The 20,857-nt window shown below is 68.6% G+C and carries 21 protein-coding genes; 12 read left to right on the top strand and 9 right to left on the bottom strand.

Annotation, left to right across the window (positions count from 1 at the left end; all coding sequences use genetic code 11):
* Positions 1 to 215 precede the first annotated feature (215 nt).
* The 3 genes from ACZ5Z0_RS08515 to ACZ5Z0_RS08505 all read right to left on the bottom strand — a co-directional run bounded on the left by ACZ5Z0_RS08515 (position 216) and on the right by ACZ5Z0_RS08505 (position 2,348).
* Entirely contained in the window at positions 216 to 1,187 is a 972-nt protein-coding gene (locus tag ACZ5Z0_RS08515; RefSeq protein ID WP_464108024.1) for an aldo/keto reductase, read from the bottom strand.
* Positions 1,188 to 1,205: 18 nt separating this feature from the next.
* Complete coding sequence (locus ACZ5Z0_RS08510; RefSeq protein ID WP_138767748.1) at positions 1,206 to 1,415, bottom strand: dodecin; 210 nt, start codon at positions 1,413 to 1,415, stop codon at positions 1,206 to 1,208.
* Between the two features lie 81 nt (positions 1,416 to 1,496).
* On the bottom strand, positions 1,497 to 2,348 hold the full coding sequence (locus ACZ5Z0_RS08505) for an SGNH/GDSL hydrolase family protein (RefSeq protein WP_464108023.1): 852 nt from the start codon (positions 2,346 to 2,348) through the stop codon (positions 1,497 to 1,499).
* A 163-nt stretch (positions 2,349 to 2,511) separates the two neighbouring features.
* Here ACZ5Z0_RS08505 and ACZ5Z0_RS08500 point away from each other — a divergent pair, with 163 nt between their 5' ends.
* On the top strand, positions 2,512 to 2,769 hold the full coding sequence (locus ACZ5Z0_RS08500) for a metal-sensitive transcriptional regulator (protein ID WP_138767747.1): 258 nt from the start codon (positions 2,512 to 2,514) through the stop codon (positions 2,767 to 2,769).
* 25 nt (positions 2,770 to 2,794) lie between these two features.
* Here ACZ5Z0_RS08500 and ACZ5Z0_RS08495 read toward each other — a convergent pair whose 3' ends face one another.
* A complete protein-coding gene (locus tag ACZ5Z0_RS08495) occupies positions 2,795 to 3,505 on the bottom strand; it encodes a FadR/GntR family transcriptional regulator (RefSeq protein WP_464108022.1) in 711 nt (236 codons plus the stop codon).
* A 147-nt stretch (positions 3,506 to 3,652) separates the two neighbouring features.
* On the opposite strand from ACZ5Z0_RS08495, the gene ACZ5Z0_RS08490 reads away from it, so the two are divergent.
* From ACZ5Z0_RS08490 to ACZ5Z0_RS08455, 8 genes are all read left to right on the top strand, one after another.
* Complete coding sequence (locus ACZ5Z0_RS08490) at positions 3,653 to 5,221, top strand: four-carbon acid sugar kinase family protein (RefSeq protein ID WP_464108021.1); 1,569 nt, start codon at positions 3,653 to 3,655, stop codon at positions 5,219 to 5,221.
* Between the two features lie 31 nt (positions 5,222 to 5,252).
* Positions 5,253 to 6,146, top strand: a complete 894-nt coding sequence (locus tag ACZ5Z0_RS08485) for an NAD(P)-dependent oxidoreductase (protein ID WP_464108020.1) — start codon at positions 5,253 to 5,255, stop codon at positions 6,144 to 6,146.
* Positions 6,147 to 6,260: 114 nt separating this feature from the next.
* Entirely contained in the window at positions 6,261 to 7,712 is a 1,452-nt protein-coding gene (locus ACZ5Z0_RS08480; protein WP_464108019.1) for a GntP family transporter, read from the top strand.
* A gap of 14 nt (positions 7,713 to 7,726) precedes the next feature.
* A complete protein-coding gene (locus tag ACZ5Z0_RS08475; RefSeq protein WP_464110754.1) occupies positions 7,727 to 8,605 on the top strand; it encodes a class II fructose-bisphosphate aldolase in 879 nt (292 codons plus the stop codon).
* Between the two features lie 156 nt (positions 8,606 to 8,761).
* Positions 8,762 to 10,051, top strand: a complete 1,290-nt coding sequence (locus ACZ5Z0_RS08470) for an acyltransferase family protein (protein ID WP_464108018.1) — start codon at positions 8,762 to 8,764, stop codon at positions 10,049 to 10,051.
* On the top strand, positions 10,048 to 10,392 hold the full coding sequence (locus ACZ5Z0_RS08465) for a GNAT family N-acetyltransferase (protein ID WP_464108017.1): 345 nt from the start codon (positions 10,048 to 10,050) through the stop codon (positions 10,390 to 10,392). The genes ACZ5Z0_RS08470 and ACZ5Z0_RS08465 overlap by 4 nt, the downstream gene beginning before the upstream one ends.
* Positions 10,393 to 10,474: 82 nt before the next feature.
* Positions 10,475 to 11,248: a hypothetical protein gene (locus ACZ5Z0_RS08460; RefSeq protein WP_464108016.1), complete on the top strand. Its 774-nt coding sequence runs from the start codon at positions 10,475 to 10,477 to the stop codon at positions 11,246 to 11,248.
* Positions 11,249 to 11,280: 32 nt separating this feature from the next.
* Positions 11,281 to 12,069 carry an SDR family NAD(P)-dependent oxidoreductase gene (locus ACZ5Z0_RS08455; protein ID WP_464108015.1) on the top strand — a complete coding sequence of 263 codons (789 nt, stop codon included), beginning with the start codon at positions 11,281 to 11,283 and terminating at the stop codon, positions 12,067 to 12,069.
* A gap of 13 nt (positions 12,070 to 12,082) precedes the next feature.
* Here the strand turns inward: ACZ5Z0_RS08455 and ACZ5Z0_RS08450 are convergent, their stop codons facing one another.
* A complete protein-coding gene (locus tag ACZ5Z0_RS08450) occupies positions 12,083 to 13,150 on the bottom strand; it encodes an FUSC family protein (protein WP_464108014.1) in 1,068 nt (355 codons plus the stop codon).
* A gap of 198 nt (positions 13,151 to 13,348) precedes the next feature.
* Entirely contained in the window at positions 13,349 to 14,938 is a 1,590-nt protein-coding gene (locus ACZ5Z0_RS08445; RefSeq protein WP_138767736.1) for an MFS transporter, read from the bottom strand.
* Positions 14,939 to 15,591: 653 nt separating this feature from the next.
* Here ACZ5Z0_RS08445 and ACZ5Z0_RS08440 point away from each other — a divergent pair.
* Both ACZ5Z0_RS08440 and ACZ5Z0_RS08435 read left to right on the top strand, forming a co-directional pair.
* A complete protein-coding gene (locus tag ACZ5Z0_RS08440) occupies positions 15,592 to 15,819 on the top strand; it encodes a hypothetical protein (RefSeq protein ID WP_464108013.1) in 228 nt (75 codons plus the stop codon).
* Between the two features lie 72 nt (positions 15,820 to 15,891).
* A complete protein-coding gene (locus ACZ5Z0_RS08435) occupies positions 15,892 to 16,149 on the top strand; it encodes a hypothetical protein (protein ID WP_464108012.1) in 258 nt (85 codons plus the stop codon).
* A 29-nt stretch (positions 16,150 to 16,178) separates the two neighbouring features.
* On the opposite strand, the gene ACZ5Z0_RS08430 is transcribed toward ACZ5Z0_RS08435, so the two are convergent.
* Entirely contained in the window at positions 16,179 to 18,695 is a 2,517-nt protein-coding gene (locus ACZ5Z0_RS08430; RefSeq protein ID WP_464108011.1) for an ATP-dependent DNA ligase, read from the bottom strand.
* A 40-nt stretch (positions 18,696 to 18,735) separates the two neighbouring features.
* Between ACZ5Z0_RS08430 and ku the strand changes: the two genes are divergently transcribed.
* Positions 18,736 to 19,818, top strand: a complete 1,083-nt coding sequence (ku, locus tag ACZ5Z0_RS08425) for a non-homologous end joining protein Ku (protein WP_464108010.1) — start codon at positions 18,736 to 18,738, stop codon at positions 19,816 to 19,818.
* A 40-nt stretch (positions 19,819 to 19,858) separates the two neighbouring features.
* On the opposite strand, the gene ACZ5Z0_RS08420 is transcribed toward ku, so the two are convergent.
* Both ACZ5Z0_RS08420 and ACZ5Z0_RS08415 read right to left on the bottom strand, forming a co-directional pair.
* Complete coding sequence (locus ACZ5Z0_RS08420) at positions 19,859 to 20,149, bottom strand: DUF7218 family protein (protein ID WP_464108009.1); 291 nt, start codon at positions 20,147 to 20,149, stop codon at positions 19,859 to 19,861.
* A gap of 2 nt (positions 20,150 to 20,151) precedes the next feature.
* Positions 20,152 to 20,655: an SRPBCC family protein gene (locus ACZ5Z0_RS08415; RefSeq protein ID WP_464108008.1), complete on the bottom strand. Its 504-nt coding sequence runs from the start codon at positions 20,653 to 20,655 to the stop codon at positions 20,152 to 20,154.
* Between the last annotated feature and the right edge of the window lie 202 nt (positions 20,656 to 20,857).

The following is a 20,857-nucleotide window of genomic DNA, read 5'->3' as shown; positions in this document are numbered from 1 at the left end:
TTATCGGCCCTTCTCTTTCGTTGAGGAGACACCCGGGTTGCCGGGTGCGCTTCATCCTTCTGCCTAAATACTAATCATGCTTACTATCAAAATACCACTCGGCGCGCCCAAAATCTTCGCGAATCCTTGAATTGGCGGGGGAATTTGGCCCATTCTGCGCCCGGAGGACATCCGGAGAACATGCCAACATGGCCCGGGGCAGGCCGAGTTAGGGCCTACCAGGCGTAGTCCTCCGGGGCGGTCCGGTGGCCGGGGAAGATTCTATCCAGGCGCGTCAGGGCCTCCGTGTCGAGCTTCAGCGGAAGGGCCGTGAGTGCGGCGCCCAGCTGCTCCGGCGTGCGCGGGCCGACGATGGGCGCCGTCACGGCGGGCTGGTGCAACAGCCAGGCCAGTGCCAGCACCCCGGGCTCCTGGCCGAGCTCGTCCGCGAAGTCCTCATAGCGGCGGATCTGGTTCCGGTGCTTCTTGAGGGCCTCCAGCGCGCGGCCCTGGGTCCGTCGGACGCCGTCGTCCTCCTTTTTGAGCACCCCGCCCAGCAACCCGCCGTGCAGTGGGGACCACGGCAGGATGCCCAGGCCGTAGTGTTGCGCGGCCGGAACCACCTCACGTTCCGCGTCGCGGGTCAGCAGATTGTAGATGGATTGCTCGCTGACCAGGCCGTAGGAGTTCCGGCGGGCCGCGGCCTCCTGCGCCTGGGCCAGGTGCCAGCCGGCGAAGTTGCTGCTGCCCGCGTATACGATTTTGCCCTGCTGCACCGCGACATCCACGGCCTGCCAGATCTCTTCCCACGGGGTATTCCGGTCCACGTGGTGGAACTGGTAGAGGTCTATATGGTCGGTCGCGAGGCGCTTCAGGCTCTCGTCCAGGGCGCGGCGGATGTGCAGGGCGGAAAGCCTGGATTCGTTCGGCCGGTCCTCCATGGTGCCGTAAACCTTGGTGGCGAGCACCGTCCGCTCCCGGCGCCCGCCGCCCTTGGCGAACCAGCGGCCCAGAATTTCCTCGGTCCAGCCCCGGTGCTTGGAGCCGCCGTAGACGTTGGCCGTGTCAAAGAAATTGATGCCCGCGTCCAGCGCGGCATCCATGATTGCGTGGGCGGCCGACTCCTCTGTTTGCGGCCCAAAATTCATGGTGCCCAGGCAGAGGCGGGAAACCTTCAGGCCGGAGCGGCCCAATTGGCTGTACTGCATGGGCGGTCCTTCCGGACGTTAGCGCTCCAGCCGGAACCCGAGTTTAATCGTCACCTGCCAGTCGGCTACCTGGCCGTTCTCGAGGTGCCCGCGGATCTCCTTGACCTCGAACCAGTCCAGGTTCCGCAGGGTTTTTGAGGCCTCCGCGATGCCGTTGCGGACGGCGGCGTCGACGCCTTCATTCGAGGTTCCGACAATTTCAGAAATGCTGTAGGTGTGATTAGACAACTTCGCTCCTCGTGATCGTCATCGGTCTGCAGTCTCCGGCCAGGGCCGTCCCTGCAGAGTAGCCGACAGATCGCGGGCGGACTAGGGGCGGCCCGCAGTGCCCGGCCAGCCGAAGACCGGGCCCGGCTCGGGACGTTTCGGGGCGGGCGGACCGTTGCGGGCGCGCGGCCGGACCCGCTGCATCATCCAGGGCAGCAGGTAGTGCGTGGCCCAGGCGAGGTCGTCCGCCCGGGTCGCCCGCCAGTTGCCGGCCGGCAAAGGCTTGGGTTGCAGCGGCTCCAGGGTGTGCGGGACGTGCAGCGTGTCCAGCACCATTCCGGCGATCGTATGGTGGCCGAGCGGGGAGAAATGCAGGCGGTCCGGGTCCCACATCCTCGGGTCGCTCAACTGCCGCAGGGTCCACAAGTCGGCAATGACGCCGTGGTGCCGGGCGGCGATGGTCCGGATGTTCTCGTTGAAGACCGCCACCTTGCCGCGGATGTGGCCGAAGACCGGGGTATCCCCCCAGTCCGGCCCGGTGAACAGCACGACGGTCGCCCCGGTGGCGGAGAGGGCCGCCACGGCCTCATCGAGGCTGGCCGCCAGCCGGTCCGGATCGCGGCGGTGGAAGACCAGGTCGTTGCCGCCGGCGGAGAGTGTGACGAGATCCGGTTTCAGGGTGATCGCCGGGCCGAGCTGCTGGTCCACGATCTGCTGCAGCACGAGGCCGCTGATGGCCAGGTTGGCATAGGCAAAATCGTTGCGCGCTGCACTGAATTCCTCGGCGATCCGGTCCGCCCAGCCCCTCATCCCTCCGGGGTTCAGGGGCTCGGGATCGCCGAGGCCAGCGGTGAAGGAGTCTCCCAGGGCGACGTAGCGCTTCCAGGGCCCGGAACCGGTGGTGGTGGCACCTTTTCGAGCGTCTGCCGGATTGATGAAGCTGGCCGCGTTCACATCCTCAGCATTACGCCGGAATCTACGCCGCCGCTAGGTACTTATGTCCCCTAGCGGGCGGGATTTTCGCGTCACTGCGCCCTAGGGCATACCGCCGGGGGTATGCGTAATACCAAGGGGGGTATACCATAGGAAGGAATCCATTTACTCCGGGAGGCCACCCATGGAACTCGATCCCACCGATATGAAGTCCGTTATCAACCGCCTTCGCCGCGCCCAGGGCCAGCTCGCCGCGGTCACGCGCATGATTGAAGAAGGGCGGGACTGCAAGAGCGTCGTTACGCAGCTTGCTGCTGTCTCCAGCGCCCTGGACAAGGCCGGCTTCTCCATCATCGCCACCGGCCTGCAGCAGTGCATGCAGCAGGAGGATCCCAGCCTGGACCGGGCCGAGCTCGAGAAGCTTTTCCTCTCGCTCGCCTGATTCCAGCCGGCTGTGACCCGGCAGGTCAGGCCCGGGGTTCGGCCAGGACGTAGGCTTTGAGGTCGTCCAGGGTCTGCTGCATGTGGGCGTCCATCGCGTCCCGTGCCCGGTGCGGATCGCGCGTCGACAGCGCCTCCACGATCTGGCGGTGATGCCCGATCGCGTGCGCCTGGATTTCCCGCACCTCGGAGGTCTGGGTCCGCCGCTTTTCCAGCACCCGATGCAGGGGCGCGAACAAGACAGCCACAAAAACATTCTCCGACGCGCGCAGGATCAGGTCGTGGAAGGCCAGGTCCGCCGCCACGAAGGCCGCGACGTCGTGCTTCTCATGCGCCTCGCGCATCGATTCCACCTGCCCGCGCAGGGTCGTGAGGTCGGCCTCGCCGATCCGGGCCGCCGCCAGCTCGCAGGCGCCCGTTTCCAGCATCCGGCGCAGTTCGATCAGCTGGACGGCTGCCGCGGCGTCGTTCTTGCCCTCGGAGGCCGCCCGGAGCACGGCTTCCAGTGAGGCCCAGCGGCTCAACGGGTTCACAAACGTTCCCCGGCCGCGCTCCACGCTGAGGATCCGCTGGGCTTCCAGGGTCTTCATCGCCTCGCGGACCGTCATCCGGCTCACGTCGTGGCGGGCGCTGAGCTCCAGCTCGCCGGGGACGGATGCCCCGGGCGGAAATTCGCCGGCAATGATGCGGTCCAGCAGTTCATCTGCCACGACGCCGACCAACGATTTCCTAGCCAATTTTCCCCATCCGCCGTCACCGAGTTGCCTGACTGACCAGTCTACTTGCGCGTCTTTGTGCCGTATGCCACACTAGCATTCACCTGTTAGATGTCAGACATCTTACAAATCACCACATCGCCGCAGAGTTCCCACAATGGAGTGCAAGTGCCCCTTGAAGCAGAGCCTTTCGAAGCAGACGTGCTGGCCGCCTTCCCGGGTGAGGTCCGGATTCCCGCGCGGACCGTCGCCGACGCCCTCGCCGCCGCGTCCGGGGCTTCACCCCGCATCCTGGTGGTCCTCGACGACGACCCGACCGGCACCCAGTCCGTCGCGAACCTGCCGGTCCTCACCCGCTGGGATGTCGAAGACTTCAGCTGGGCGTTCACGCACCGGATCGATGGCCGCCGCCCGGACGCCGTCTACGTGTTGACCAACACCCGCAGCCTGGACCCCGCCGAGGCTGCCGTCCGCAATGAGGCAGTGGTCCGGAACGCCCTGGCGGCGGCCGAACTCCTGGCCGACGGTGCCGGTCCCAGTGGTGCCGGTTCCAGTGGTGCCGGCTCCAGCCTGCGCCTGGGGTTCGTCAGCCGCAGCGACTCCACGCTCCGCGGCCACTACCCGCTCGAGCCGGACACGATCGCGGCCACCATCGCCGCCGCCAGCGGCGAGGCGACGGACGGCGTGGTGATCGTGCCCGCGTTCCCCGACGCGGGACGCGTGACGATCGGCGGCGTGCACTTCATGCGCGGCACCGGCACGAACGCCGGCAAGCTTTCCCCCGTGGCGGACACGGAGTTCGCCAGGGACGCTAGCTTCGGCTTCGCGAACTCCGAACTGGCCAAGTATGTCGAAGAGAAGTCCGGGGGCCGCTTCCCTGCGGAGTCGGTGATCGTACTGACCCTCGACGTCATCCGCGCCGCCGGTCCTGACGGTGACCCCCAGGTTTCGGCCAAGGCCATCGCCGACGCCATCGACGCCGCCACGGACTCCACCCCGATCGTCGCCGACATTGTCACCGAGAACGATTTCCGTGCCCTCGCCCTGGGCCTCGAGGAAGCCGAGCGCCGCGGCAAGAAGCTGCTCTACCGTGTGGGGCCGCCGTTCGTGCGCGGCCGCATCGGCCAAGACATCCGTCCCGAGCTCAGCGGCGAGGAGGCCTACGCGGGCAACGCCCCCTCAGATGCCGGCGGCCTGATCGTCGTCGGTTCGCACGTGGGCGTGACCACCCGCCAGCTCAAGGCCCTCGTCGAGCAGCATGGTGCCGCCCGCATCGTCGAAATCGACGTCGAGAAGCTCCTGGGCGGCTCGTCCGAGGACTACCTGGACGGCATCGTCCGCACCGTCGTAGAGTCCCTGCACAGCGCCGACGTCATCCTGCACACCAGCCGCCTGCTCATCAAAACGGACGACGCCGCCGAGAGCCTGCGGATCGCCCGCTCGGTGTCCGCCGCCGTCGTCGCCGTGGTGAACCGGACCCTCAAGACCTACCCGCCGCGCTTTGTCATCGCCAAGGGCGGCATCACCTCCTCGGACGTGGCCGCCCTGGGCCTGGAAATCCGCCACGCGATCGTCCGCGGCCCCATGCTGCCTGGCATCGTCAGCCTGTGGGAGCCGGTGGACGGGCCGGCCAAGGGCATCCCCTACGTCGTCTTCGCCGGAAACGTGGGCGACGACGAATCCCTGGCCCAGGTCACCCGCAAGCTCAGCAACACCTTCTCCCCGGCTGCCCCCTAACCCAACAACACCCCTTTCAACGGAGAAAACCATGAACTACCAAGTCACCGTCCTCGGCCTGGGCGCCATGGGACTGCCCATGGCCACCCGCCTGGCCACCCGGCTGACCGTCCACGGCTTCGACATCGCCGAGCCGCGCCTGCGCCTCGCCGAAGACGCCGGGGTCCGGACCTTCGCCTCCGCCAGTGCGGCAGCGGAGGGGGCCGACGCGCTGCTCCTGGCGGTGCGCAACGGCGAGCAGCTCGACGACGTCCTCTTCGGCGAAACCGGCGTCGCCCCGGTACTCAAGCCCGGCGCCGTCGTGATCCTCGGCAGCACCGTCGGCACCGACGCCATCCCCGCCACCGTTGCCCGGCTTGCCGAATACGGCGTCTCCCTCGTTGACGCGCCCCTCTCGGGCGGACCCCAGCGTGCCGGCGAAGGCGATCTGCTGATCGTCGTCGGTGCCGAGCCGCAGGCGCTGGAAGCGGCCCGGCCCGTTCTGGAACTGCTCGCCTCCACCCTGACCATCGTGGGGGACAAGCCCGGTGACGGCCAGGCGCTCAAGACCGTCAACCAGCTGCTCTGCGGGATCCACATCGCCGCCGCGGCCGAGGCGATGGCGCTCGCGGACGCCCTCGGCCTGAACCAGGCCAAGACGCTGGCGGCCCTGGAAGCCGGCGCCGCCGGGTCGTTTATGCTTTCGAACCGCGGTCCCCGCATCCTTCAGGCCTACGCGGAAAGCGGCGCTGAAGTCCTCAGCCGCCTGGACATCTTCGTCAAGGACATGGGAATCGTCGGCAAGGCGACGCGGGCGGCCGGACTCGCCGCGCCGGTGGCCGCCGCCGCCGAACAGCTGTACCTGCTCGGCCAGGCCCAGGGGCTCGCTGCCGCCGATGATTCCGCTGTCATCAAGGTTGTCGCCCCCACCAGGCGCAACGCCTAATCCACCGATCGGCCCGGACCCCCGGGTCCCCCCAACCCGACGACGCCGGCGCCGTCCGCCGTCGACCACAACACCCCCTCACTGGCTAGAGTGACGTCAAAGGAGACACTCCGCATGAATCCCCTGCTCAATTCCCTGATGGTGCGCGCGGCCGACGCGCCCGTCATCAAGCCGGCCGTGGAACTGGGAACTCCGCTGCTGCTCACCATCGCGGTCGCCGGCGTTGCCCTGCTGCTGCTGATGATCATCCGGTTCAAGATCCAGGCCTTCGTGGCCCTGCTGACCGTCAGCGTACTGGTGGCCGTGGCCGCGCAGATCCCGCTCAAAGACGTCTTCACCGTGGTGGCCAACGGCGTTGGAAGCACCATGGGCAAGGTGGCTTTGCTGATCGCCCTCGGCGCGATCCTTGGCCGGATGATCGAGGTCTCCGGCGGCGTTCAGTCGCTGGCCGACCACTTCACCGCCAGGCTCGGTGCCCGGCGGGTGGCCGTGGCCCTCACCGCCGTTGGCTTCCTCGTTGCGATCCCGGTGTTCTTCGAAGTCGGCATCATCGTCCTGGTGCCGATCGTTTACGCCTTCGCCAAGATCGCCAACGTCCATCCGGTGAAGTTCGGCCTGCCCATGGCCGGCATCATGTTGGCCATCCACGTGGCCGTTCCCCCGCACCCCGGGATCGTTGCCGGCGCCGGCGTGCTCGGGGCCGACATCGGACTGATCGCGCTGATCTCGCTGGTGATCTGCGTGCCGCTCGGCTTCCTGTCCTACTTTGTGGCATCCATCATGAACCGCAAGGACTACGAGCTCCTGCCCTCCATCAAGGCCCAGGTGGATGAGTTCGGCTCCGCTTCCCTGGTGCGGGTCGGTCACGATGGCCCGGGCAGCAAAGCCCTGGCCGCGCCCCGGCCCGGACTCATCATCTTCCTCATCGCCACCCCGATCGCGCTGATCCTGCTCGGCACCGTGGGCACCCTCGTGATCGACAAGAACAGCTTCTGGTACGGCGTCGCCTCCTTCGTTGGCACCCCCGTGTTCGCCCTCCTGGTGGCCGTTGCGCTCTGCTTCTTCCTCCTGGCCGTCCGCCGCCAGTGGTCGCTGACGGAGACCGGCGAAATCTTTGAAGGAGCCCTTCCCCCGATCGCTTCCATCCTGATGGTGGTCGCAGCCGGCGGCGTCTTTGGCAGCGTCCTGCAGGTGAGTGGAATCGGCAAGGCACTTTCCGAATCCCTCGACACCCTCGGTGTGCCGCTGCTGCTGCTTGGCTTCATCATCTCCCTGGCCCTCCGCGCAGCCCAGGGGTCGGCCACGGTCGCGATCGTCACCACGGCCGGCCTGCTTTCCTCCGCCGTGGCGGGCGGCGGCTACACCCCGGCCCAGATTGCCGTGATCGTCATCGCGATCGGCTTCGGCTCCCTTGGCCTCTCCCACGTGACCGACGCCGGCTTCTGGGTGGTCGTCCGGTACTACGGCCTGACCGTGGCGGACGGCCTCAAGACCTGGACCGTGCTCACCACAGTGCTGGGTCTGGCAGGATTCGCCCTGACGTTCGTGGCCTGGATCCTGGTGTGAGGCCTGAGCGCCTGATGCGTGTCCGTCTCGATTCCTTGGTCAGCGCAGCACTGAAGCGGGGATCAGCCGTACCGGCCTTCACCTGCTACGACTTCACGACGGCGCTCGCAGTCGTGGCTGCGGCGGAGGACGCCGGCCTCGGCGCCATCCTGCTGGTCTCGCCGAGCACCGCGGCCACACCGGGCGGGCTGCGGCTGATCGCCGCGCTGCGCGGCCTCGCCGACGTCGCCGGCGTTCCGGTGGCCGTCCAGCTGGACCACGCCTCCGATCTCCGGGTGATTGCCGACTCCGTGGCCGCCGGGGCGGACTCCGTCCTGGTGGATGGGTCGTCGCTGGATTACGAGGACAACATCGCCCTGGTCCGGGCGGCGCGCGCCGCCCTTGATGGCGCCGGCTTCGCCGGGGAGATCGTGATCGAGGCCGAGCTCGGCGGACTCGCCGGCGACGAGGACCGTGCCTTCGGATCCGACGCGGCGGGCAATGCTCCGGCGCCCGGCACGGCGGGGCTCACCGACTCCGCGCAAGTGGAGGACTTTGTGGCCCGCACCGGCGCCCAGTTGCTGGCCGTCGCGGTGGGCAACGTCCACGGCAAATACCAGGGCGATCCGGAACTGCGCTGGGACGTGCTGCAGGACATCGCGGTGCGGACCCGCATTCCCCTCGTGTTGCACGACGCCTCGGGCATCCCCGCGGCGGAACTCGTCAAGGCGGCCAGCATGAACGTGGGGAAGGTCAACTTCAACACGGAGCTGCGGACCGGCGTGCTGGAGACCCTCGAAACCCACACCGCAGCCCACCGGCGGGACGGCGAGAACCTTCAGGGACTGCTCTCCGAATGGGGCGCCGCGGCCGGGAACTTCGCAGCCACGGCACTGGCCACCCTCTCCCGCTGACCCGCAGGCGGCTCTGGCCGCAGGCGGCGCCAGGGCCGACAATGGAGGCAATACGGAGGGTTTGACGCTCACAAGCTCGAAGGGGGCGCGTTGGCAGATTCCGCACCCGGCCCACGGGCTCCACGGCAGCAGCCGGCAGACCGCGCGGCATTTGCTGTGCCGGAGCGTGACCTGGTCATCGACCTGACCCGGTTCTTCTGCCTCGCGCTGGTGGTCATCGGGCACACGATGATGGTGAGCCCGGTCCTGCACCCGGACGGCACCGTGAGTTCCGAAAACACCCTCGGCAACCAACGCTGGTTCGAGCCCGTGGTCTGGGTCCTGCAGGTGATGCCGCTGTTCTTCGTAGCCGGCGGCATCACCGGCCTGCACTCCTGGCGCCGGCTGTCGGGACTGGGCGGAAACGCCTTCGAGTTTGTCCAGGGCCGGCTGCTGCGGCTGATCCGGCCGGCCGCGGTCCTGCTGGCCGTGATGTTCACCGGCCTTTGGGCCGCGCGGCTCAGCGGCGTGGACCCCCAGGTGATCCAGCTGCTGGCCAGCGGCGCGGGCATGCCGCTGTGGTTCCTGGCCGCGTATCTGGCCGCGCAGCTGAACCTGCCGTGGCTGGCCGCGCTCCACGTCCGCGCCCCCTGGCTGACCCTCACCGTCCTCGTCTCCCTCGTCGTGGCCGTGGACTGCCTCCGCGGGGCGCTGCCCCAGCTGGCCTACGCCAACATGGTGTTCCTGTGGTGCGCCGTGCAGCAGCTGGGCTTCCTCGTGGCCGACGGGAAGCTCCGGGGCCTCGGCCCCTCCGGGCTGCTCGGCATGATGGCGGCAAGCAACCTGGTGCTCGGCCTGCTGGTGGTGCTGCGCCTGTACTCGGGAAACATGCTCGTCAACCTCAACCCGCCCAACCTCACCCTGTTCCTCCTGGCGGTCTCCCAGGCCTCGGCGCTCCAGCTGCTCCGGCCCCTGGTCGCCCGGCTGGCGGCACTCGGCGGAGTCCGCAGCCTCCTGGCGCGGGCGGGCCGGCGTTCCATGACCGTCTACCTGTGGCACCTGCCCCTGCTCGCCGCCATGTCCGGACTGCTGCTGCTCACCGACCTGCCCCAGCCGACCGGGGGGACCGCAGCCTGGTGGTGGACCCGGCCGCTGGTGCTGCTGGGTGTCATCGTCCTGCTGCTGCCGGTGCTGGCCCTGTTCGGACGGCTGGAGGAACGGCCGACGGCGCCGGGCCACTCGCGTGCCCGGCCGGCCGCCGCCGTGGTGACGGCCGCCGTCGTCGTTTTCATCCCGGTCGCCGATGCGGCCCTCAACGGGCTCACGGTGGGGCTCCTCGGCGGCGGGGCGGCGTGCTTCGCGCTCGCCGTGCTGTTGCTGGGCCGCGTTCCGGCCCGCAACGCCGACGGAGGCGGAGCCGGACTGCCATTGCCACGCCCGCCATTAAGTGCCAATGTCGAACCATGACGGAGAACTCGGTAGGCACTGAAGACACGTTCGCTCCGGACGTCTCCACCACCCGCAATGATGCCCTGCACCGCTATGAACTGCATGTCGGCGGCAAGCTCGCGGTCCAGGTGCGCTACATCGACCGGCCCGGGCATGTGGACTTCATCCACACCGAAACCGCCGAAGAATTCGCGGGCCAGGGGCTCGCCGGGGTGCTCGCACACTTCGCCCTGGACGACGTTGTGGCGTCGGGGAAGCGGATCATTCCGCACTGCCCGTACATCTACCGGTATCTGCGCAAACACGACGCCTACAACCAGTGCATCGACTGGCCGGAACAGGAACCTGCCGGGGCGTAGCCGCTTGTGGCCCGCGCAACAACCTCGTATGGTTTAGCTTGAGTTATGCAGTTGGCTCAAGGACTTGTCATTTGGAGATCCCGTGAACCACAAACTGCGTGTGCTTGTCCGTGTTGATGCCGATCCCGGACAGGTGACCCTGGAAGTCACCGGCTGCCTGACCCAGGCAAACTATCCCGACCTGCTGCACATGATGCGGCGCGCCAGCCGCCTTGCGGACGGCTCGGACGTCAGCATCGACCTGCACGGCGCCTCCCACCTCGACCCGGAGATCCTGCTCTACCTCCGGCAGCTCGCGGCTGCCCAGGACCCGACCGCGCCCGGTGCCGGGGTCGCGGCCGCCGCCACCGAGGGCTTTCGCGTCACCCTGCAGGAGCCGGCCGAGCTGCCGATCTGCCTCCTCCACGTCGGCTCGGACGGCGAGGTCCTTGCCGACCTGGACGTCGAGATCACCGGCAGCGTCAACGGCCGGGTCGCCGCCGACGTCGATGCTCTGGACTGCGCGGAAGCCGAACCTGCCGCCGACGGTCCGGACCTGATCGAGGGTCTCGAACTGTCCGATTACTTCGAGGGCACGATGGATCCTGCCGCTACCGTGCGGGCCCTCTCCGACGTGGCGCTGGGACAGCTGGCCGACGCCCTGTACCGCCACTTGGACACCCCCAGCCCCTCCTTCGGGGCGCACACCTGGTACGAGCTCGCCGCCGACGAACTGCAGCAGCGCTACCAGGCCGCGGATGACCCCACTCAGCAGAGCGCCCCCGGCCTGTCCGGGTACGGTCTGGGCGGCGCCCCGGACCCCGCCCCGGACGGCCCGGCCGGCGGCGAACTGGCCGCAGGGCCGGCCCTGGCCTGACCCCTCCCACGCGGCGCGGCTAGGCTGTGGCTATGAACACACCCGCTCACGGACCGTCCGCCACGGCCGCCACCGCCCTGATCACCGGCGCCACTGCAGGACTCGGGGCCGAATTCGCCCGCCAGCTCGCGGAGCAGGGGCACAATGTGGTCCTGGTGGCGCGCGACGTGGAACGCCTGCAGGCCCGCGCCCAGGACCTGGAAAACCGCTATGGCGTCCGGGCTGAGGTGCTGGCTGCCGACCTGGCGGACGACGGCGGCGTGGCCGCCGTCGTCGGGCGCCTGAGTGATCCGGCGCGGCCGGTGGAGATCCTGGTCAACAACGCGGGAATGGGGTTGCTGCGTTCCTTCGCGGACAATGACATCGCCGAGGAAAAGCAGCACCTCAGGCTGCACGTCCAGACGGCGATGGAACTGACCCACGCCGCGCTGCAGGGGATGCTGCAAAGGCGCTCGGGCCGGGTCATCAACGTGGCGTCCGTGGCTGCGTACCTGCCGCGCCAAACGTATTCCGCCGCGAAGGCCTGGCTGCTGAGCTTCAGCCGCTGGGCGAACCTCGCATACGCCGGGCGCGGGGTGAAGGTGACGGCCGTCTGCCCCGGCTTCACGCACACCGAATTCCACGACCGGATGGGCATGGACAAAACGGTCGCCCCACGCTGGATGTGGCTGCAGGCTGAACAGGTGGTCCGCGAAGGCCTGGCCGACAACGAAAAGGGCAAGGCCGTGTCCATCCCGAGCAAGCGCTACAAGATTCTCACCGCGGCGACGCGGGTGCTGCCGGCGCGGCTCGTGGCTGGGCCGCCGCGGCGCGCCAAGTAGGGGCAACGGCCGGCTACGCGCCAGCTGTCGCAGCGGTCGGGCAGCGGCGCCGGATCAGGCCCACGACGGCGATCCCGGTGCAGGCGCCGACCAGGGTCTCGACCGCCCGCTCCGCCACCAGGAGACGCGGGTCGGCCGGGAAAGCGAGCTGCGTCATGAGCAGGATGACGGGCGTGAACGACACCATCGCAAGCCCGTAGTGCCGGGCCATAAAGAGCTCGGTGGTGAACTGCAGGACGATCACCAGGACGGCCAGGACGGCCGTCTCGTGGCCGGGGAATAGCCGCAGCGGCGACCACGCCCAGGGGAACAGCACCACGGCCACCACCACCAGGCCCAGCAGGGTGCCGACAATCCGGTGCACCCCGCGGTAGACGCTGCTTGGCAGGTCCGCCCCTGCCAGCGGAACGGCAGCCGCGGCCATCGCCCAGTGCGGGTGTCCGCTGCCGCTCACAACCCCGATGCTGCCGGCCGCGGCGACCGCTGCGAAATACCGTGCTGCGTGGATCCAGGCGGCACGACGGCGAATCCCGCGCAACGGCGGTACTTCACGCTCCGCGCCGCGTTCCCACACCCGGCCCCGAACCCAGCCGCCAAATCCGACCGCGATGGAGAAGGCAGCCGATCCCGCACCGACCAGCAGCGCCAGCGGCCATGGGCCCGGGGTGGGGATGGAGGCGCACGCGCCGAGGGCGAGGATCCCGAAGAACGGTCCGTTGGGTTTCAACCCCACCTTGTCCGCGAACAAGGATCCCGCGGCGGCCAGGAACGACTCCACGGCCACGAGCGTCCAGGAGTGGAGCTGGTTAACCGAGAGCAGGACGCCGACGCCCAAGCCGCCGAGCAGGACCAAGGCCGCCTGGAGCTGGTGCTTGAGCCGGAGCTGGTGGGGTTCGGAACGGCCGTACATTCCGGTGAGGGCGCCGAACACGGCGTAGATCATCAGGTCGGGCCGTCCGGCCGCGAGCAGCGCCAGCGAGGGCCCGGCCACGCTGAAGGCAACGCGCAGCGCCGAGACATGGTCGCGGTTTGCCGGTCCAAGGCGGTGCAGCACGCGGACGTGCCGCAGCAGGGACTGCATTCGGGCCTCCAGACGGTGCGGTTGCGGGTGGCTGTGCGGAAGGGGATGCGTGCGGGCATCGGGCGCGGACAGTCGGGACACGGGGAGCTGCGGACCCGCCAAAGGCCCGCCCCGCACGCTTCCGGAACGGGAAACGCGCGCGACGGGCCTCTACGGGCGGGGCGCTTGGCTACGGGGCCGTCCGGTGGACGGTCCGGGCTAAGCCGGGGCCGGAACCTTGCCGGCGTCGCCTTCGGTGGCCTCTGCCGCGGTGAGCGGCATGTCCATGTGCTCGAGGTCGATCAGCGGGTTCTCGTCCTGCGTCTCGACCAGCTCGCGGGCCTCGGCCTGGGTGTCCACGCTGGGCATGGAGCCCGGCAGCGGCATCTGGGCGGATTCCTTGAGGAAGTAGATCGCCACGGCGCCGATCGCCGAGGTGGCCATCAGGTAGTAGGCCGGCATCATGTCGTTGCCGGTGGCGTTGATCAGGGCCGCGACGATGAACGGCGTGGTGCCGCCGAAGATGGCAACCGAGAAGTTGTACGCGATGCCCATGGCGCCGTAGCGGCTGGCCGTCGGGAACTGGGCCGGCAGCGCCGACGCCAGGTTGGCCACGTAGAACGTCACCGGGAAGGCGATCAGGGCGAGGCCGGCCAACGTGGACCAGATCTCACCGACGCCGATCAGCAGGAACGCCGGGGTGGCCAGGACGACGGTGCTGATGGCACCGATCCAGAGCACGGGGCGGCGTCCGATCCGGTCGGAGAGCTTGCCGGTCAGCGGGATGCACAGGCTCATGATGACCAGCACAGGGATGGTCAACAGGGTGCCGTGCACCTCGTCGTAGCCCTTGGACTCGGTCAGGTAGGTCGGCATGTACGACGTCAGGGCGTAGCCGGCGGTGTTGGCCGCGGCAACCAGGATCATGGCGACGATGATGGAGCGCCAGTAGGCCTTCACAATGCCCACCGGTCCCTTGGACGCGGCCGTGTCAGCGGCGCTGGCGTCCTTGGCGAGGTTCTCTTGGGCATCCAGGGTGGCCTGGAACTGGGGGGATTCCTCGATCTTGCTCCGGAAGTAAACAGCGATCAGGCCCAGCGGACCGGCCAGCAGGAAGGGAATGCGCCAGCCCCACTGCTCCATGGTGTCCTGGCCGAGGGTCAGCTGCAGCACGGACACCAGGGCGGCACCGGCGGCGAAGCCGAGGTAGCTGCCCATATCCAGGAAGCTGGCGAAGAATCCGCGCCGTTTGTCCGGGGCGTACTCGCTCACGAAGGTGGTGGCACCGGCGTACTCGCCGCCGGTGGAGAAGCCCTGGATCACCTTGAACAGGACCAGCAGGACCGCAGCCCAGATGCCGATCTGGGCGTAGCCGGGCAGGAGGCCGACGGCGAAGGTGCTGGCCGCCATGATCATGAGGGTCGCGGCGAGAACCTTCTGCCGGCCGACCTTGTCGCCAAGCCAGCCGAACACGACGCCGCCGAGGGGGCGGGCGATGAAGGTGGCGGCGAAGGTGCCGAGCAGGAAGAGGGTCTGGACGGACTTGTCCGCCTCAGGCAGGAACACCGGTCCCATGGTGGTGATGAGGTAGCCGAACACGCCGACGTCGTACCATTCCATGGTGTTACCCACGATGGTGCCGCCGAGCGCTTTCTTAAGCATGGGCTGGTCGACCACGTTGACGTCGGACTCGCGGAGTCGACGGCGGCGCAGCCGCGGTTTCTTGGCGCCCCTGGGTGCGCCTTGGTTAGTTCCGCTGGCGTTCAAAACGCCAGCTGAAGAGTCGGTGGTGCTTCGGTCTTTGGGCATTTGGGCAACTCCTGTGGAGGTCATTTGCTTGCGACTTATAGCTGCCCCGCTCCGGGCAGGGTTTCAATTTTACGCGATTTCCATGGCGTTTCCGATTTCGGTGCCGTATCATCCGCCGCTTCGACCGCCGCTACGGGTCTTTGCGCGCTGACTCCGGGCGCGCTTTATCCGCGCCGTTCCTAGGAAGGAGGCGGTTTCGGGGAGTGGCCGCCAAGTTTTTTCGCGCCGGGCGGGATGTGGGTGCTTTGGGGCGCCTATTCGGCCGCTTTCGGGGTGTCCGCACCCGGCCGCGCAAGGCGTAGTTCGGGCAGCTCGTACCACCTGGGCGGCAGCAGCCTGCGTTCCCCATCGGGCTGGAACCCGTGCCTGGCTTAGAAGGCCCGGGCCCGGGGGTTGTCTTCGAGCACCCACAGGTAGGCGGGGGAGTCGCCGAGGGCCGAAGCCAGCAGGGCGGCCCCGAGCCTGCTGCCGTAGTCGTGGCTCAGCGTGTAGAGCGATTACAGCTCCAATTCCCCGGGCGCGTCCGCGTCCCGCCCCGGGCCGGCGTCCGCCGCCGTCGAACCCCTGTTCAAGCGGCGCGGCAACCGCCTATGGTGGACCCGTCGCCAGTGCCATCGCGAGCGTCATTTCGAGCCGAGCTGAGGAGAGCCTCCATGACAGACAAGAACGAGCCGGAGCAGCCCGGGACGCCCGGCGCGAAAGAACCCCCGGCGGCACCGACACCGGAAAAGGGCCTGAAGTCCCGCCTGACCGATGCCCAGAAGGAAATGCTCGCGAGCAAATCCCGCGGCGGCGCCGGACTGCCAAGTGTCGGACGCAGCCATAAGCCCACCCACGCCAGCGGCAAGCAGGGCCCTGCGCAGAAGAAAGTCCGCTGGTAGCACCTAGAGACATCTCACCGGCGCCGACCTACGATTGTGGGACGCTTCATTTCATCGCAGAAAGGAAGAGCCATGGCGGATCATCACTCGAGAGAAGAGATCGAGCCTGAGGTTGCCAGCCACCTCGCGGAGTCCATGGACGAGGTCCCGGGACCGGAGGGGAAACGCCCGGAGCCGCCCTCGCCGGCAGACGGCCATGAGTGGCCGGACGGCAGCGGCAAGCACCGCCATCCCAAGGACCGGGATGTGGTCCGCGGACAGCAGGCGCAGCAGGTGGCCGAAGCGGCCATCCACCGTCAAAGCCGCCCCGCCATCCCACACCACGATTAAGCCCACTGAGGGCCCGCCACGGCGGGCCCTCAGCTATGTTCGACGACGACGTCGGCCGGGGCCTTGTCCAGCCGCCAGCCCCGCCAGACCGGGTGGCGGAGCTTCCCGCCCGCCGTCCAGTCGCCGAAGGTCACCTCGCCGACCAGCCTGGCCGACACCCACCGGGCGTCGGCGGCGTCTTCCGCCGGGACCTCCGCAAAGGGCGACGTCTTGCGCGGTATGGCATCCAGTTGCTGGCGCAGTTCATGGAGTTCGCGGGTGCTGAAACCGCTGCCCACCCGGCCCACATAGCGCAGCTTTGGCCCGTCCGGGATGCCCAGGAGCAGCGATCCAACCGATTCGCTGCGGCCGCCGTTGCCGGGCCGCCAGCCCCCGACCACCACCTCCTGGGTCTTCTCGAACTTGAGCTTGAGCCAGGACCGGCTCCGCTGCCCGACGTAGCGTCCGCCGGTGCGCTTGGCCATCACGCCTTCGAGTCCCAGCTCCTCGGCGCTTTCCAGGAGGTGCCCGACGTCGGCGTCGATCACCTCGGACAGCTGAACCGGACAGGATCCTTCCTGGTTCTCGGCCCGGAAGCCTGCCGCGGCGAAAGCCTCCAGGCGGTTCCGCCGCTCCCGGAGCGGGCGGCGCCGGAGGTCCTCGCCGCCCTCGGTGAGCAGGTCGAAGAGCATCAGGCGCACCGGGGTGGCGGCCCGCGCCTTCGCGACGTCGGCGGCCTTGCTGAGCTTCATCCGTCCCTGTAGCAGCCCGAAGTCGGGCCGGCCGGTCGGACCGACGGCGATGATCTCGCCGTCGGCGGCGAAGTCCTGCGGCGGCCAGCAGCCGCGGTCCGTCAGCTCCGGGTAGCTGGCGGACATGTCGTTGCCGTTGCGGCTGATCAGCCTGATCCGTTGCGCGTCGCCCAGGACCAGGGCGCGGACGCCGTCCCATTTGAGTTCGAACTGCCAGTCCTTGTCCGCCAGGTCCGCGGGCGTTCCGGCGCTGGCCAGCATCGGTGCCAGCTGCGCCGGATCCGGGGCGGGAGTGCCGCCGGCGGTGCCGCCGGCCGGTGTTTGCGGCCCTGCCGGCGGAGCGTCCTTGGGGGAGGGCGTGCGGGCCTGCCCCGGGGCGTCCATGAGGTGGATGAGCCATTGGTCGTTGGCCTGGCCGGTATGGATCAGCGCGAACCGCCGGGTCCCGCCCAGTCCTCCGTCCGGCTGCCCGCTGAGGGTGGCGATGACTTCCTTGCCGGCAATCCACTTCTCGCACTCGTAGTGCCCGCGGTCCCAGATGCTGACGGTGCCAGCCCCGTACTGGCCCTTGGGGATGGTGCCCTCGAAGTCCGCGTAGTCCATCGGGTGGTCTTCGGTCTGGACCGCGAGGTGGTTCTTGGTCTTGGTGGTGGGGACGCCTTTGGGCAGCGCCCAGGACACCAGCACGCCGTCGCGCTCGAGGCGGAAGTCGTAGTGCAGTCGGCTTGCGTGGTGCTCCTGGATGACGAAGCTCTCCCGGAGCGTGCCGCCGTCGGTCCTGTTGCGGTGCTGTTCGGCCGTAAACGGCTCCGGCGTGCCGGCCGCGTCCCGCTTGGTGCGGTAGGTCTCCAGCCGGGGGTCGGCGTCGCCGCCGTCGAGTTCCGCGGGGGCTTCGGCCTCGGCTCCGCCCGGGACGCTGCCGTGCGCGCCGCCGGAGATGACCACGAAGGGGTCCTTGCCGGACTTCACGCGCTTCATCACTTCCTCGTAGTCGAGCTGGCGCAGCGATGGCGAGGCCAGTTCGCGCCAGGTGCGTGGTGCTGCCACGGTGGGCCGCAGCCTTCCGCGCAGCGAGTAGGGCACGATCGTGGTCTTGGCCGCGTTGTTCTGGCTCCAGTCCACGAGGACCTTGCCGGTGCGCAGGGTCTTCTTCATGTCGCTCACGACCAGCTCCGGATGGTCCGCTTCCAGGGCCCGGGCCAGTTCGTGGGCAAAGTCCGAGACCTGGTCCGAGCTCTGCGTCCCGTCCAGTGCGGCGTACAGGTGGATGCCCTTGCTGCCGCTGGTCACGGGGACCGGCTCCAGGCCGACATCGACGAGGATGCTGCGGGCCAGTGCGGCGACCTCCGCGCATTCGGCCAGGCCGGCGCCGTCGCCTGGATCCAGGTCCAGCACGAGCCGGTCCGGCGGCAGGGCGTTGCCGTGGGAATCCACCCGCCACTGCGGCACGTGGATCTCCAGGGCCGCTATTTGGGCCAGCCAGGTGAGCGTGGCCGGATCATTGACCAGCGGGTACTGGATGGTGCGCTCCTTGTGGGTGATGGAGGCACGCGGCACCCAGCCCGGCGTGGAGTGGTCCAGGTTCTTCTGGAAAAACATTTCGCCGGGCGCCTCGGCCGTCCCGACGCCGTGGACCCAGCGCTTCCGGGTCGCCGGCCGGTTGGCCGCCGCCGGGATAAGCACCGGTGCCACCGCGGCGTAGTAGGCCAGGACATCGGCCTTGGTGGTTCCGGTCACCGGGTACATGACCTTGTCCAGGTTGGTCAGCACCAGTTCCCGGCCGCCGACCCGGACGCGTTCCTTGCTCTCAGCCAAAACACTTCACCTCCGTGCGGCTCTGGTGTTCACTTGAGCCATGAGAGCCATCTGGAAAGGCGCGATCGCATTCGGGCTGGTCAACGTCCCGGTCAAGGTCTACAGCGCGACCGAGGACCACGACATCAGCCTGCATCAGGTCCACAACGCTGACGGCGGCCGGATCCGCTACCAGCGCCGATGTGAGGTCTGCAGCGAAATCATCGACTACGAGGACATCGACAAGGCCTACGAGGAGGACGGCCGCACGGTGATCCTCAGCCGCGAGGAGCTGAAGTCGATCCCGGCGGAGAACAGCCACGAGATCGAGGTGGTGCAGTTCGTCCCCGCCGAGCAACTCGACCCGATGACGTTCGAGAAGAGCTACTACCTTGAGCCGGACGCCAAGTCGCCCAAGGCCTACGTGTTGCTGCGCCGGGCACTGGAGGACACCGACCGGGTCGCCATCGTCCAGTTCGCGCTGCGGGAGAAGACCCGCCTCGGGGCACTGCGGATCCGCGGCGATGTGCTGGTGCTGCAGGGACTGCTGTGGGCCGACGAGGTGCGCGAGGCGAGCTTCCCGGCGCTGGAGACGAGCGTGCGGATCTCGGCGCAGGAGCGGGAAATGTCCGCGGCCCTGGTCGACTCGATGGCGGCCGACTTCGACCCGGAGCAGTTCACGGACGACTACCAAATCCAACTGCGGCAGCTGATCGACGCCAAGCTCGAACAGGGCGAGTCGCTGGACACGGAGGAGACCTTCGGCGCCCCGGCAGCGGAAGCCGGGACCGGTGAGGTGATCGACCTGATGGACGCGCTGAAACGCAGCATCGAGCGTAAACGGGGCGCGGCCTCCGCCGCCGGCGGCGGCGCCGCGGCCGCAGGGAGCAAGGCCGCTGCCTCGACGAGAACGCCCCGGTCCGCGGCGTCCCCGGCAGCCCAGAAGACCACTGCCAGGAGCACGGCCAAGACCACCGACAAGACCGCGGCCAAGTCGACCGCAAAGGCCGCTGGCGGCGGTGCCGGGGCGGGGTCCGCGCCGGCAGCCAAGGCGGCCGGCGCCAAGTCCACCGCGAAGGCCGCCCCCGCGAAGACCCCTGCCGCCAAGGCGCCGGCCGCGAAGACGGCGCGCAAGGGCGCCTGAGCCCGCATCCGGGGTCGCCGCCGGCGGTACCTCCATCGGCTCAGGAGTTCCGCAGAGCGGAGATCAGCTCGCTCTTCTTCTTGGCCGAATAGCCCTTGAGGCCGATCTCCCTGGCCTTGTCCTTGAGCTGGGCAACCGTCCAGTCCTCGTAGTCGCCGGACTTGCCGCCTTTGCGGCCCACGGCGGACCGGCCCCGCTGGGCCGCTGCGTTGGAAATCCGGGCTGCCTTCTGCTTTGAGGCGCCGTCGTCCAGCAACGCTTCGTACAGTTCGGGGTCCTTGATGCTGGGGCTTTCGGAGCCCTGCGGCGCACCCTTTTTCTTCGCGGGCATGGCTACCGCAGCTCCCCGGCAGCCGGGTCAGCGTCGTCGACGTCGTCGACCTCGCCGCGGGCAACGGAGGAGCGCCATTCACCGGTTTCGATACCGCGGGACTCGATGAACTCCTTGAAGCGGCCCAGGTCCGCACTGACTTGGCGGCTGTCCGCCCCGACGGCGGAACCGGTCTTCTCCACCACGCCCTCGGGCTCCCACTCGAGTTCGACGTTGACGCGTGCGCGCTCGGCGCCGAGGGGTTCAAACGTGACGGTGCCGGCATTGCGGGGCTTGTCCGTGCTGACCCAGGCGATCTTGCGGTCCGGTTCCTGCTCGGTGATCTGGGCCAGATATTCGCGCCGCACGCCTGCGATGTCGGTGCGGAACTGGAGCGAGGTCTCGTCGATCTGCTCCACGGCCTCGACACCCTTCATGAACTTCGGGAACGTCTCGAACTGGGTCCACTGGTTGTACGCGGTGGACACGGGAACGTCGACTTCGATGCTTTCCTGCACGCTAACCATGCGGTGATCTCCTTCGGTCCGGGAACTCGTTCCGGCGGCGACCCTCGGTGGAGGTGCCGCGGTTCCCAAACTATCCACGCCGCACGGCGAAGACAAGCACTTACTAAGTCCCCTTATGACATCGGCCCTGCGGCTGCTGCCGGCGGGGACGACGGCCTGGACGACGGTGGCCGGGCATGTCCCGTCAGCGGCAGAACCACGG

This window comes from Arthrobacter sp. T2-23, assembly GCF_055398325.1.
Note: the sequence above shows the minus strand (reverse complement) of the source record. Positions and strands in the feature narration are given on the sequence as shown.